Origin of the sequence: Acinetobacter sp. KB005 (genome assembly GCF_049949095.1) — a bacterium.
In the GTDB taxonomy this organism is placed as follows: domain Bacteria; phylum Pseudomonadota; class Gammaproteobacteria; order Pseudomonadales; family Moraxellaceae; genus Acinetobacter; species Acinetobacter calcoaceticus.
In genome coordinates, this window is sequence record NZ_CP188191.1 from 2,329,211 (window position 1) to 2,342,240 (window position 13,030).

A 13,030-nucleotide genomic window follows, 5' to 3' on the forward strand; every position below is an offset into this window, starting at 1 on the left:
TGATATTTTCTACAGTACCAGTTTGTTATGGCAACTTCGATTTCTGCATCTTTTCCACATTTGATTTTGCCAAAGGGCCAGATTAAAGATGGACTATATTCTGCTTTGCGTGATGCTATTTTAGATGGAAGACTTAGTGCTGGAACAAAATTACCCTCAAGTCGTGCCCTAGCAGAGATGATGTCGATTTCACGAAACTCTGTGTTAGCTGCGCTTGAGCGGTTACTCGATGAGGAATACTTATTTACCAAACCAAGTTCTGGTACCTATGTTGCTGAGGATGTGCCAGATCAGTTAATACATATCCAAGAAAATTCAAAAAAAACTACGCTAACCAATCACCATTTCTTAAATATTAATCCGAATTTTGAAGGTTTATTAACTTCATGGCGAGAACAGTCATGGTCGACTCCAAAGAAAAAAATGTTTCATGTGGGAGTGGGCTGTATTGATTTATTTCCTCATCAGCTTTGGGGAAAGTTATTAAGTCAAGCTTGGCGGCAATCTTATTATCAACTGGGCCAATTTCACGACCCGCGTGGCTATCTACCTCTACGTCAGGCAATCTGTGAGTATGTCCGTTCCACCCGAGGCCTGAACTGCAATGAACAGCAAATCATTATTGTAAATGGGACGCAGCAGGCAATTCATTTAGCTGGCTACGCTTTACTTCAAGCAAATGATGAGGTGTGCCTAGATGAACCAGGCTACGACGCAGCTTTTAATATTTTTCGAAGTTTTGGCGCTCAGGTAAATTTGATCGAGAGTGATGAGGAGGGAATGCGAATCTCTGACATTACAGATCATTATTCAAAAAGCAAACTTGTTTATACCGCACCCTCACATCAGTTTCCTGTAGGTGGAACTTTAAGTCTAGCTCGCCGTTTTGCGTTACTCGATTGGGCATCCCAACAAGGGAAATGGATTTTTGAAGATGATTATAATAGTGAGTTTCGCTATGGCACACATCCTATTCAAGCTTTACAGGGTTTAGATCAGCAGCAAAGAGTTATTTATTCTGGTACTTTTACCAAAATGATGTTTCCTGAGTTTCGGTTAGGATTCATGGTTGTGCCTGAAGCATTGATTGAAACCTTTAGTGCGGCCAAATATTACACGGATGTTCGAAGTTCTTATTTAGAGCAGGTTGCTTTGTCTCTATTTATACAAAAAGGCCACTATGCTCGGCACGTGCGTAAAGTTAGAAAAGTATGCTATGAGCGCCAACAAGCATTGTTTAAAGCGATTAATGAGCATCTTTCAGATGTGCTCGATGTTCAACCAACCGATTCAGGTATCCATGCAGTGTGCTGGTTAAAAGGTGCGTGGACAGAGCAAGAATTTATTGATCAGTGCTCAGCTCTAAACTTAGCTGTTCAGCCGTTATCAAGATATTGTCAGATGCCAAACAAGAAGGCCGCTGTACTTATTGGCTATGCAGCCCACACACCTAATGAAATTATTGAAAACATTAAAAAAATTGCACAATATTTAAAAGCTAAATAATAGCCTAAGTTATGCTGTTTACATAAATTTAATCATTATTCAAATACTTAAATGCAAATTTTTATTGTGATCAATTGGTTATATGAAACTAGAAATTTTATTAAAATTTTAAAAATTAATTTTAATTAATATTATTTTAAGCTAGCACAATTAATCTAACTACATCAAAGCTTATTTAGTACACCTTTTGGCCACATTCTCCAGATGTGGCCGTTTTTTATCAAAAACAAATATAGTTCGGAATAACTTAATTAATTCTTAAAGAGAAATAAAAATTAATCTTCTTCCATGGCATTACTATAAAACTTAACACCCAGTTTAATGCGATCACGCCCATTACCCATACGCCAGCGGTTAGTATCTCGTAAAGAATATACACAGCCACAATATTCTTGCTGATAAAATTCTTCTCGTTTACTGATTTCAATCATACGGCTTGAGCCACCATTTTTACGCCAGTTATAGTCCCAGTACTGAATTTCAGGATAGTGAGCAGCAGCGCGAATTCCGCAGTCATTGATTTGCGCCATATTTTTCCAACGAGAAATTCCTAGTGAACTACTGATGAGACTAAAGCCGTGTTCATGTGCGTAAAGGGCAGTTCGTTCAAATCTCATATCAAAACACATGGTACAACGAATGCCACGTTCAGGTTCATCTTCCATCCCTTTTGCTCGGGCAAACCAGTTGTCAGTGTCATAGTCTGCATCGATAAATGGAATATTATGCTTTTCTGCAAAACGAATATTTTCTTCTTTGCGGATTAAATATTCTTTTACTGGATGAATATTAGGATTATAAAAAAATATTGAAAATTTAATTTCTGAGTCGATTAATGCTTCCATAACTTCTCCTGAACAAGGAGCGCAACAAGAGTGAAGTAATAATTGATCGTGTCCAGAAGGGAGTTCTAATTTTAAACGTTGAGTTGACATAATAAAAAAATTAAATTGTAATGCCATTAATTATATATTTATTATTTGTATAATGTGAAATGAATTATTTTCAATTTTACTGTGAAATTAATTTAATATTTTAAAGAAATCTATTTTTATATTGAAGGTTAAGTTAAATGTAAATAATTAAATAAATGTCATGTTATATATTGAGGCTAGATTTATAATTAAATTTAAAGTTATTGCTAAATATACTATATGATTAAATAAATTGTAGATGGGTTTTATATATTCAAAAATAATAAACCTTAAATATTTTTTATAAGTGATTGATGTATCTGAATATAATTTGAATTTTTTATTGTGATATGTGTCACAAATAAACCTTATTTTTTCAATTAAAATATTTATTTAGATTTATATCTTTAATAAATCTATACTATAAAATTCAGTGTGTTTTTTTAATTTAAGCGTGTGATAATTTGAGATATGGAAGATTGGCAATGTAAGTATTGTAATGGTTACATTATGGTTAATCATTCAAAGATCGGTGTAGGAGAAAAAGTTTACTTTTTGGTATATAAATTTGACGCAAAGAATGAAAGGAAAAAATTATATAAGAAGGGAGTTGTGGTTGCCCGTTACGATAATATATTACACATTGAGTCACGTAAAAAAACTTATAAGATTGAGCAGATAAAAGTCTATCCATTAGGCGCACCCATGCCTTTCGTTTACAACATGTTTTGGATTTGTGGATGTCCGGTTACTCTACAAAACTAATTTCTTAAATTTAAATGACAACAAGTTATTTTATAGATTGAATTAATTATCAGATGCATTTTGTCATCAGTTTATACAGATAAGACCTATACCTTGGGGAGAGTGGCTCATAGCGTATAAGAAAATCTCTGTTATTTATTTGACAAAATAAAAGCGCTCTCTTATAAACCTCAAGTAAAGTTTAGGTCAATCATGATGAGTGAAAATAAAAAAGCTGACTCTAGTCGAGTTTTGACTGTGGGTGAAGTTGCAAAAAGGAGTGGAGTTCCTGTTTCGACCTTACATTTTTATGAAGCGAAAGGGCTTATAAAAAGTATAAGAACAAATGGTAATCAACGTCGGTATCCATTAATTATTTTAAGATATATTGCGATTATTAAAGTCGCTCAAAGAGTGGGTATTCCTTTAAATGAAATTAAAGAGGCTTTAAGTCAGTATCCTGTGGGTAGTAAATTAACAGCCAAGCAATGGAAAGATCTATCAAGTCATTGGCGAGAAAATCTGGATGATCGAATTCAAAAATTAACTCGTTTAAGAGATGAAATGGACTGGTGCATTGGCTGTGGCTGTTTATCATTAGAGCAATGCCCATTAAGAAATCCTGAAGATATTTTAGGACAAGATGGATCGGGGCCACGAATTTTAGAAAGACCTGAATAGAATATTTCAACAATAGCTTTTAATTGGGAATATCTTAATTTCCAATAAATTAAATTTATTTTGCTAGATCATTCAAGTGAGTTTTTTATTGTAAAGAAGTGACATGGAATATGAAATTTTTTGATATCTTTAGTTTTTTTAGTAAGAAGCAAAAAATTATGAAAAAAATTCTCTTTCTTGGCTTGGCACTTGTTTCATTAACGGCTTGCTCGTCTGTACAACATAAAGATCCGACTCCACCAAAAATTGGTTCACCAAATCCAGCTAGTCAATATTGTGTTGAACAAGGTGGAAAATTAGAAATTAGAAATGAAGCAAATGGTCAGGTGGGCTATTGTCATTTACCAAATGGACAAGTAGTTGAAGAATGGAAATTATTCCGTGACAATCAAGCCAACTGTGTAGCAGAAGAAGCTCAAAAATTAGTGGGACAATCTGGCCTTACTGATGATCAAATTAAACAAAAGACTCAATCAGAAATTGTGCGTAAAGTTGCTCCGGGTCAACCAATGACCATGGATTATCGTACAAACCGAGTTACAGTCACTATCGATCCAGCTTCTAAAAAAATTACGAACGCAACATGTGGCTAACTTTTAATTAAAAGCTAATAGACCGAATTTTGAAATAAAAAAGCCTGCTGAAATGCGGGCTTTTTTGCGACTTTAATTTTTAGAAGAATGAATTACGGGATATTCTTTTTGTTGAGGTAGTTGTTGTAAAGCCTTGTTAATGTTGATTAGAAAAATATCAACTTTATCTTGGCTTGAATTGTTGGTGTTGTACGAAGCTCTTTCTTGATAGTTAATTCCGCATCCAATAATTTTCATATTTGCAGGGTTAAAACTCCAGTCATTTTTATTTTTGATCGAGATATCTAAATCACTATCACATTCTTTCCAGAGTTTTAAAAATTGATTGGAATATGTAGCAGGAACTTCTTGGGCTCGGTAGGCGGTAAATCCTTGCATTTCAGAATTGGCAAATTGAAGCAGATGATTTGTGGGCATTCCTCCCCAAAGAATAGCAGTATCTTTTGGTAGTTTTATCGAGGTTATATTTTCTTCTTTAAGTGGAGCAGTTTGTTCATTTTTCTGTTTTGACTTTTGAGATTTATAAACCAGTTTTGTTCCAACCGGAACAGTTACGCCTTTTGCTTGAGTTATTTGAGTTGTATAGAAATAAGGCGAATCATCACGGTTACAACCTGTTGGGTTATAACAGCCAATACATCCACTTAAGAATAAAACCGGAAAACTTAAAACACTCAATTTTAATATGTGATTCATTTTTCTTCTCTTTCATTATTTCTATCAATTTAATATATCAGGCTTTATATCAATAATAAAAAAAGCCTCTAGCGGACTAGAGGCTGAAAAACATCAGATGCAAGAACAGGTGAATTATGCATCTGAGCTAAGTAGGTTGTATCAAACCATGTAAAACACTTTACCAGCAAAAATGAATAAAAATAGAGAGGTGCGACTAATGGCTAATATTTGTGGTTTTTTATTTATACAAATTGGCGTACTTATTTAAAGACTATTTCTGGAACATCTATTAGGGGGATAAAAGCTCCACAATTTATATTTTTGATTAAACCGATTGATGTTGATTGTTCAACCGTTGTCTTTTTGCACTGCTAGCCAATAGTTATTCGTGATTTGTACTCGGCTTAATGATAGTTTTAGAGTTATCCGAAAGGACACAATAACGACGAATAAACGAATAATAATGAATTGAAGGTAGGACCCCCGTGTTTATAAGTGTATTTGATCTTTTTAAAATTGGTGTAGGCCCATCTAGCTCCCATACGGTTGGGCCAATGCGAGCAGCTTGTAGTTTTGTGGATGATTTAGTTAAGCAAAATGATCTCCAAACGACGTTTCGAGTTCAGATTAAGTTATATGGTTCGCTTGCAGCAACTGGTGTTGGTCATGCGACAGATAAAGCTATTCTTTTAGGATTAATGGGTTTTGATCCTGAACATATCGATACTCAAGTAAGTACAAGTTTGATTGAAGATGTTCTTGAAAATAAAGCCATCCAGCTCGATCAGCAAAAGAGTATTTCTTTTGACTATAAGCATGATTTGCTTTTTTTAGATGAATCTTTGCCTCATCACCCAAATGCAATGGAACTGATTGCTTATAACGAGGCGAAAGAAATCTTATATAAAGAAACGTATTACTCGATTGGCGGGGGTTTTATTGTTAGTCAAAGACAATTAACACATACCCAATCTGAAACCAGTGACGTTAAAGTTCCATATCCATTTCACAGTGCAGCTGAACTTTTAAGCTTATGTAAAACTCATCGTTTATCAATCAGTGAATTGATGCTTGAAAACGAAAAAAGCTGGCGTAGTGAAAATGAGATTCGCAGCAAAATTATGGACATCTGGAAAGTGATGCAGCAATGCATTCACAACGGATTAATTAATGAAGGAATATTACCGGGTGGATTAAATGTAAAACGTCGGGCTAAAAAAATTCACGATAAGTTATTAAATAAGAAAAATTCAAACCTGATTGTGACTACTTTTCATGCCATGGAATGGGTCAATTTATTTGCGTTAGCCGTAAATGAAGAAAATGCTGCTGGTGGTCGAGTAGTGACAGCTCCCACAAATGGTGCAGCAGGGATCATTCCGGCAGTTTTATATTATTACGTGACTTTTTCTAAAGATTTTTCCGAAGACAAAGTTGTTCGTTTCTTTTTGAGTGCAGCAGCAGTCGGTATTTTATGTAAGCTCAATGCGTCTATTTCTGGTGCAGAAGTAGGATGTCAGGGCGAAGTAGGCTCAGCTTGTGCGATGGCTTCGGCTGGTTTAGCCGAGATTTTAGGTGCATCACCTGAACAAGTAGAACATGCGGCTGAAATCGGGCTTGAACATAACTTGGGTTTAACGTGTGACCCGATTGGTGGTTTGGTTCAGGTTCCTTGCATTGAGCGAAATGCAATTGCGGCTGTAAAAGCCATTAATGCAGCACAAATGGCACTTCATGATGAAGGGGAGCATTTTGTGACGCTCGATAAAGTTATTCAGACAATGAAGGAAACTGGCAGAGATATGTCTGAGAAATATAAAGAGACTTCAAAAGGTGGCCTCGCTGTTAACGCAATTGAGTGCTAAAAAAATGAGATGGGGACGTGGTGCCCCATCTCATTTTAAAGATTAAGCCTGGCGAGCAACTAAAGTTAAAATGTCGTAGGTTGCGACAAGTTCACCGCGTTGGTTTTTGACTTTAATATCCCACACCACAACCCCATGAGCAGGCTGAGATGGATCTTTTTGTGGCTTAGGCGTTTTTTGCTTACAGGTTAATTCAACCTGAATCGAGTCACCAATTTTAACTGGTTCAACAAAGCGTAAGTTGTCCATACCGTAATTGGCAATAACTGGACCTTGTGCTGCATCTACAAACAAACCTGCTGCGGCAGACACAATAAAGTAGCCGTGCGCAACGCGTTCACCAAAGAAAGACTCGGCCGCTGCAATTTTGTCGGTATGTGCATAGAAATAGTCACCACTTAAACCAGCAAAGTTAACAATATCTGCTTCGCTGACAGTGCGACGCGCTGTTAATAAACGTTCACCAATCACTAACTCATCAAAAGACTTTTTAAATGGATGTACACGGTCTTCGTTGACTTTTGAGCCAGCAGTCCACGAGTGGGTAATTTGCGTCAGACTATTTGGAGAACCCTGAATTGCTGTGCGCTGCATATAGTGTTTAACGGCACGAATACCACCTAACTCTTCACCGCCACCTGCACGACCAGGCCCGCCGTGTACGAGATGAGGAAGTGGAGAACCATGTCCTGTACTTTCTTTTGCTGACTCTGCATCGAGTACATGCACACGTCCATGCCAAGGCGCAATTTTTTGAATAATCTGTTCGATATTTTCATCATTATTTTTAACGACTGAAGCCACTAAGCTACCTTCGCCACGTGAAACAAGGTCGGCCAATTCTTCAATGTTTTGATATGGCATGAGTGTACATACTGGACCGAAAGCTTCTGTCGTATGAACATGTGTCGCTTGCAAAGGTTGTTCGCATAACAATAAAGTTGGAGCGAAAAAAGCACCTTTTTCAGGATGATCTGCATTAAATGTAAAGCTAGTGCTGTCACCAAAAACAATTTTTGCATCTTTGCTGAGTTCAGCAACTTTTTCTGCGACGTCATGTTTTTGTTTAATGCTTGCTAAAGCGCCCATGGTAGTTTCTTCTTTTTGCGGGTCACCCACCACAACTTTAGCAAGTTTGGCAGTTAGCTTTTCTTGCACAGTTGCTAACAAATTTTCAGGAACGAAAGCACGACGAATTGCAGTACATTTTTGACCTGCTTTTGTGGTCATTTCACGGAAGACTTCACGCACAAATAAATCGACAGTTTCTTCATTTGCTTCAGGGCTTAAAATAGCACTGTTTACCGAGTCGGCTTCCATGCTAAATGGAATTGAATATTTATTAAGGTGAGGGTGGTTACGTAGTTTTTGACCTGTATAAGCAGAACCTGTAAAGGTCACACAGTCTTGTGGACCTAAATACTCTAATAGGTCATAAGTCTGACCACAAATGAGTTGTAGCGAGCCTTTTGGTAATACATGTGCTTCTTCAATCGCTTTTACAACAGCTTGAGTTAATTGAGAACCATCGGTTGCAGGTTTAACAATACATGGCACACCTGCAAGTAAAGTCGGTGCAATCTTTTCAAGCATTCCCCAAATTGGGAAGTTAAATGCGTTGATGTGAACGGCAACACCTGCTTTAGGGCTTAAAATGTGTTTAGCGCCGAAAGTTCCATTTTTAGATAATTGAATCCAGCTATCTTCAGTAATAATTTTTTCGTCATTGAGTTCACGACGAACCAGACTTGAATAAGCAAATAATGTCTGGATACCGCCTTCAATATCAATCCATGCATCTTTACGAGTTGCACCTGTTGCATAAGCAAGTTTGTAGAACTCTTCCTTGCGTTCAAGTAAATATTGGGCAATTTGTTTTAAAGCATTAGCACGTTGGTGAAACGTCCAGTTTGCCAATTCTGAACCATTTTGTTTGGCATATTGAACAAGACGTTTCATATCAATGCCATGACTACTTACGGCATAAATAGCTTCACCTGTAATGGCGTGATAAACAGGGCGTAGTTCTTCACTGGTCGAATGCCATGTTCCATAGGCATAAGAAGCAAGGTGAGGTAGTTGATGCTCAGACTGCTGAAAATCTGTGTCAGTTGTGGTTCCTTCTAGGTGTGCTTGTTCAAGCATGACCAAACTCCTTTTTATGTGATACATCAATTATAAAAATTGCAAAAATATGATTCATAATTTCAGATTAATTTGTCTAAAAGTCAACTTTATTTTGATTTTTAAAAGTAAAAAAGTTTTTTACAATTGATTAATATTTATTGATTTCAATCATTTAGGTTGATTTTGGTGGGTGGATTTAATTTGATACTAAAAAATAGGTTGACTTTGTTTTTGGTGTATCGAAAAATAGATTTAAGGGTGATACCTACAGGGAATGAAAGAATGGAAAACAACTACCAGAAATTTGAACAAAATATTGCCAATGACATTACGATCGAGGCTAAGGATGAAATGCCCGATGCCTATCGCAAAACATTGATTCGTCAAATCGGGCAACATGGCCATTCTGAAATTGTAGGTATGTTGCCTGAAGGGAACTGGATTACTCGTGCGCCAACTTTAAAACGTAAAGCGGTTTTGTTGGCGAAAGTACAAGATGAAGCTGGGCATGGTTTATATCTGTACAGCGCGGCAGAAACTTTGGGTGCTGACCGTGATGATATGATGGAAAAATTGATTAATGGGAAAATGAAGTACTCATCAATCTTTAACTATCCAACTTTGACTTGGGCAGATGTCGCTGCGATTGGCTGGCTTGTCGATGGGGCAGCGATTGTAAATCAGGTTGCACTTTGCCGTACTTCGTATGGGCCATATGCACGTGCAATGGTACGTATTTGTAAAGAAGAAAGTTTCCACCAACGTCAAGGTTTTGAAGCGATGATGGCTTTGGCAAACGGTACACCAGAACAAAAACAAATGGCACAAGATGCGGTAAATCGCTACTGGTGGCCAGCGCTCATGATGTTTGGCCCAAGTGATGAGCATTCTCCAAATAGCGCACAAAGTCTGGCGTGGAAAGTCAAACGCTTTGGTAATGATGAATTGCGTCAAAAGTTTGTCGATAACACCGTACCGCAAGTGTTGCAACTTGGCTTGGAAGTACCAGATCCAGATTTAAAGTTTAATGAAGAAACAGGCCACTATGAGTTTGGCGAGATCGACTGGCACGAATTTAATGAAGTGATTGCTGGACGTGGACCATGTAATCACGAGCGTATCGAAGCGCGCCGTAAAGCATGGGAAAACGGCAAATGGGTTCGTGATGCAGCCGTGGTCTACGCTAAAAAACAACAGCTAGAAGCGAACAAAGTGGCTTAACAAGATTTATGGAAAAATTTGAGGAAATCAAAATGGAAGATAAAAACAACTGGTCACTCTACGAAGTATTTGTCCGTAGTAAACAAGGCTTAAGCCACCGTCATGTGGGTAGCTTAAGAGCACCAGATGATGAAATCGCACTTCAACATGCTCGTGATGTTTACACTCGTCGTAATGAAGGAATTAGCATTTGGGTAATTCGTTCTGAACTCATTAAGTCTTCACAGCCTGATGAAAAAGCTGAGTTTTTCGATCCTGCTCTAGATAAGGTTTATCGTCATCCGACTTTTTACCATATTCCAGATGGCATTGAGCATATGTAAGGGGTTGGAAAATGAATCATTCAGTTTTATCTAAATTCTTATTGCATATTGGCGATAGTCAACTGGTTTTGTCTCAGCGTTTGGCTGAATGGTGTGGACATGCACCTGAGCTTGAAGTTGATATCGCTTTAGCAAACATCGGTTTGGACTTGTTAGGTCAGGCAAGAAACTTTCTGACATTGGCAGGTCAATATGATGAAGCTCAGCGTGATGAAGATCAGCTTGCGTATTTCCGTACAGAACGCGAGTTTCTAAACCTATTGTTGTGCGAACAACCGAACGGTGATTTTGCACAAACGATTGTACGCCAGTGGTTGATGGACCATTACCATCTTCATTTATTTACTGCTTTAACCCAAAGCTCACTTCCTGAATTAAGTGCGCTTGCTGTGAAATCTTTAAAAGAAGTGAAGTATCACATCCGTTTTTCGACAAGCTGGATGGAGCGTCTAAGTTTAAGCACAGATGAAGCGCATCAACGTGTACAAGACGGATTAAATAATTTATGGCGCTTTACCGCTGAGTTATTTGAACTTAATGCAGACGAACAAGCATTAGTCGCACAAGGTGTGATTCCAGATTTTTCAAATGAAAAAGAACAATGGAACCAAACCATTGCAGATGAGCTTAAGCGTTTTGAATTAAATGTTGCTGTTAACGGTGCTTATCGCCGTGGTGCAAAACAAGGATTGCATACTGAGCATTTAGGTTATTTGTTGGCTGAAATGCAAAGTATTCAAAGAACTTATCCGGGCATGACCTGGTAAGACAAGGAGGTGAGCCATGCATATGATTCGTCATTGCATCGACCAATGTTGGGATGTTCTACAAACGGTAAGTGATCCTGAAATTCCGGTTTTATCAGTTGTGGATTTAGGCATGATTCGAGGCGTAGACATTAACGATCAACAAGAAATTGTAGTTCGTCTAACGCCAACATATAGCGGTTGTCCAGCAACAGATATGTTGAAAGCACAAATTGCTGAAGCCTTTACCGCAGAAGCTTTGACACCGGTCAAAGTAATGGTCGATTTGTCAGAAGCATGGACCACGGACTGGATGTCTGAAGCGGGTAAAAAGAAACTGCAAGTCTATGGCATTGCACCACCTGAAGGGTTGGCGCATCAATGTGGTACTCACGTTCACTTAAAAGATGGTGTCGAGTGTCCACGTTGTAAAAGCCGACATACCCGATTGTTAACAGAGTTTAGTTCTACCGCCTGTAAAGCACTTTATAAATGTCAGGACTGTCTTGAGCCTTTTGATTACTTCAAATGTATTTAAGTCTTTAGATAAGGAAATCAGCCATGAGCCAATTTGTACCATTAAAAGTAAAAAGTATTACGCCTCAAACCGATCAGGCAATTTGTATTGCATTTGACGTTGTACCAGAACAACAAGAACAATTTCAATTTCAACCGGGTCAACATTTAACAATTCGCCATTTAACCGAAGCTGGTGAAATCCGCCGTTGTTATTCAATTTGTAGCTATGCTGCAAAAGAAGACATCAGTATTGCTGTTAAAAAAATTGATCAGGGTCAATTTTCAAACTGGGCAAATGACCATTTGAAAGTAGGCGATGTGCTAGAAGTAATGCCACCACAAGGCGTGTTTTTTCAAAAAGCAGCCAAGGTTGGCGGACAAAACTTTTTAGGCGTTGCTGCGGGCAGTGGTATTACTCCAATTTTATCAATTGTTAAGCAAGTATTGTTTGAACAACCTGAAGCTAAATTTACCTTGCTCTATGGCAATCGCTCATGGAAACAAACCATGTTTGCCGAGCAAATTATGGATTTGAAAGATCAGTTTAAAGAGCGTTTTCAACTCATCAATATTTTTTCTCGTGAGTTCAACGACAGTGAACTAATGAATGGTCGCATTGATGCAGAAAAGCTAAAACAGCTTTTTGATTTTGATGTACTTGAAACAAGTTTTGACCATGTTTTTGCCTGTGGTCCAGACGAAATGATGAATGCCGTAGAAAGCACGTTGCCAAACTATGGTATTGCAAAAGAAAAAATTCACACCGAACGTTTCCATACAGGGCAGGCTCGTAAACGTAGCGCTGAAGCTGATGCGAACCGTAAAGAAGAAAAAGTAAACATTATTTTAGATGGTCGTGAACTGATTGTGTCTGTGGCTCAAGACGATGAAAGTATTCTTGATGCGGCTTTACGTGCGGGTGCTGACTTGCCGTATGCCTGTAAAGGTGGGGTGTGTGCGACTTGCCGTTGTAAAGTTGTTTCTGGTGAAGTCGATATGTTCCTTAACTATAGCCTTGAAAAAGATGAAGTTGAAAAGGGCTATGTGCTTAGCTGTCAAACCTTACCAAAAGGCCCAAATGTACGTTTGAGTTTTGATGAGTAGAGGCGCTGT

General features: G+C 37.8%; 13 protein-coding genes. 10 read left to right on the forward strand and 3 right to left on the reverse strand.

The window, feature by feature from the left end; genetic code table 11:
* Positions 1-27: 27 nt before the first annotated feature.
* The gene (locus ACPF64_RS11185; RefSeq protein WP_426453287.1) at positions 28-1,506 is read left to right on the forward strand and encodes a PLP-dependent aminotransferase family protein; all 1,479 of its coding nucleotides are present in this window, start codon (positions 28-30) and stop codon (positions 1,504-1,506) included.
* A 275-nt stretch (positions 1,507-1,781) separates the two neighbouring features.
* Here the strand turns inward: ACPF64_RS11185 and ACPF64_RS11190 are convergent, their stop codons facing one another.
* A complete protein-coding gene (locus ACPF64_RS11190; RefSeq protein ID WP_003651086.1) occupies positions 1,782-2,441 on the reverse strand; it encodes an epoxyqueuosine reductase QueH in 660 nt (219 codons plus the stop codon).
* Between the two features lie 450 nt (positions 2,442-2,891).
* Here ACPF64_RS11190 and ACPF64_RS11195 point away from each other — a divergent pair, with 450 nt between their 5' ends.
* The 3 genes from ACPF64_RS11195 (at position 2,892) to ACPF64_RS11205 (ending at position 4,438) form a co-directional block, all read left to right on the forward strand.
* A complete protein-coding gene (locus ACPF64_RS11195; protein WP_151744398.1) occupies positions 2,892-3,185 on the forward strand; it encodes a hypothetical protein in 294 nt (97 codons plus the stop codon).
* Positions 3,186-3,377: 192 nt separating this feature from the next.
* Positions 3,378-3,845 carry a redox-sensitive transcriptional activator SoxR gene (gene soxR / locus ACPF64_RS11200; protein WP_005041620.1) on the forward strand — a complete coding sequence of 156 codons (468 nt, stop codon included), beginning with the start codon at positions 3,378-3,380 and terminating at the stop codon, positions 3,843-3,845.
* Between the two features lie 158 nt (positions 3,846-4,003).
* Positions 4,004-4,438 carry an I78 family peptidase inhibitor gene (locus ACPF64_RS11205; protein ID WP_003651098.1) on the forward strand — a complete coding sequence of 145 codons (435 nt, stop codon included), beginning with the start codon at positions 4,004-4,006 and terminating at the stop codon, positions 4,436-4,438.
* A gap of 72 nt (positions 4,439-4,510) precedes the next feature.
* Here the strand turns inward: ACPF64_RS11205 and ACPF64_RS11210 are convergent, their stop codons facing one another.
* The gene (locus ACPF64_RS11210) at positions 4,511-5,134 is read right to left on the reverse strand and encodes a hypothetical protein (protein ID WP_151744396.1); all 624 of its coding nucleotides are present in this window, start codon (positions 5,132-5,134) and stop codon (positions 4,511-4,513) included.
* Between the two features lie 467 nt (positions 5,135-5,601).
* On the opposite strand from ACPF64_RS11210, the gene ACPF64_RS11215 reads away from it, so the two are divergent.
* A complete protein-coding gene (locus ACPF64_RS11215) occupies positions 5,602-6,981 on the forward strand; it encodes an L-serine ammonia-lyase (RefSeq protein WP_426453291.1) in 1,380 nt (459 codons plus the stop codon).
* Positions 6,982-7,023: 42 nt separating this feature from the next.
* On the opposite strand, the gene paaZ is transcribed toward ACPF64_RS11215, so the two are convergent.
* On the reverse strand, positions 7,024-9,126 hold the full coding sequence (paaZ, locus tag ACPF64_RS11220; protein ID WP_426453293.1) for a phenylacetic acid degradation bifunctional protein PaaZ: 2,103 nt from the start codon (positions 9,124-9,126) through the stop codon (positions 7,024-7,026).
* A gap of 264 nt (positions 9,127-9,390) precedes the next feature.
* Between paaZ and paaA the strand changes: the two genes are divergently transcribed.
* From paaA to paaE, 5 genes are read left to right on the forward strand one after another with little or no spacing between them, the layout of a single operon-like run.
* Positions 9,391-10,329 (forward strand): 1,2-phenylacetyl-CoA epoxidase subunit PaaA, encoded by a 939-nt coding sequence (gene paaA, locus ACPF64_RS11225; protein ID WP_045125216.1) that lies wholly within the window; start codon positions 9,391-9,393, stop codon positions 10,327-10,329.
* Between the two features lie 32 nt (positions 10,330-10,361).
* Positions 10,362-10,652 (forward strand): 1,2-phenylacetyl-CoA epoxidase subunit PaaB, encoded by a 291-nt coding sequence (paaB, locus tag ACPF64_RS11230; protein ID WP_004642197.1) that lies wholly within the window; start codon positions 10,362-10,364, stop codon positions 10,650-10,652.
* A gap of 11 nt (positions 10,653-10,663) precedes the next feature.
* Positions 10,664-11,419, forward strand: coding sequence for a 1,2-phenylacetyl-CoA epoxidase subunit PaaC (gene paaC / locus ACPF64_RS11235; protein WP_199987885.1), 756 nt, complete (start codon positions 10,664-10,666; stop codon positions 11,417-11,419).
* A 16-nt stretch (positions 11,420-11,435) separates the two neighbouring features.
* Complete coding sequence (paaD, locus tag ACPF64_RS11240; RefSeq protein ID WP_426453296.1) at positions 11,436-11,936, forward strand: 1,2-phenylacetyl-CoA epoxidase subunit PaaD; 501 nt, start codon at positions 11,436-11,438, stop codon at positions 11,934-11,936.
* A 23-nt stretch (positions 11,937-11,959) separates the two neighbouring features.
* Complete coding sequence (paaE, locus tag ACPF64_RS11245) at positions 11,960-13,021, forward strand: 1,2-phenylacetyl-CoA epoxidase subunit PaaE (protein WP_426453298.1); 1,062 nt, start codon at positions 11,960-11,962, stop codon at positions 13,019-13,021.
* Positions 13,022-13,030: the final 9 nt, after the last annotated feature.

Bases quoted from the DNA above. Each gene is read 5' to 3' on its own strand.
- ACPF64_RS11185 (WP_426453287.1), top strand. From the start codon at position 28: ATGGCAACTTCGATTTCTGCATCTTTTCCACATTTGATTTTGCCAAAG.
- ACPF64_RS11190 (WP_003651086.1), bottom strand. From the start codon at position 2,441: ATGTCAACTCAACGTTTAAAATTAGAACTCCCTTCTGGACACGATCAA.
- ACPF64_RS11195 (WP_151744398.1), top strand. From the start codon at position 2,892: ATGGAAGATTGGCAATGTAAGTATTGTAATGGTTACATTATGGTTAAT.
- soxR (WP_005041620.1), top strand. From the start codon at position 3,378: ATGATGAGTGAAAATAAAAAAGCTGACTCTAGTCGAGTTTTGACTGTG.
- ACPF64_RS11205 (WP_003651098.1), top strand. From the start codon at position 4,004: ATGAAAAAAATTCTCTTTCTTGGCTTGGCACTTGTTTCATTAACGGCT.
- ACPF64_RS11210 (WP_151744396.1), bottom strand. From the start codon at position 5,134: ATGAATCACATATTAAAATTGAGTGTTTTAAGTTTTCCGGTTTTATTC.
- paaZ (WP_426453293.1), bottom strand. From the start codon at position 9,126: ATGCTTGAACAAGCACACCTAGAAGGAACCACAACTGACACAGATTTT.
- paaA (WP_045125216.1), top strand. From the start codon at position 9,391: ATGGAAAACAACTACCAGAAATTTGAACAAAATATTGCCAATGACATT.
- paaB (WP_004642197.1), top strand. From the start codon at position 10,362: ATGGAAGATAAAAACAACTGGTCACTCTACGAAGTATTTGTCCGTAGT.
- paaC (WP_199987885.1), top strand. From the start codon at position 10,664: ATGAATCATTCAGTTTTATCTAAATTCTTATTGCATATTGGCGATAGT.
- paaD (WP_426453296.1), top strand. From the start codon at position 11,436: ATGCATATGATTCGTCATTGCATCGACCAATGTTGGGATGTTCTACAA.
- paaE (WP_426453298.1), top strand. From the start codon at position 11,960: ATGAGCCAATTTGTACCATTAAAAGTAAAAAGTATTACGCCTCAAACC.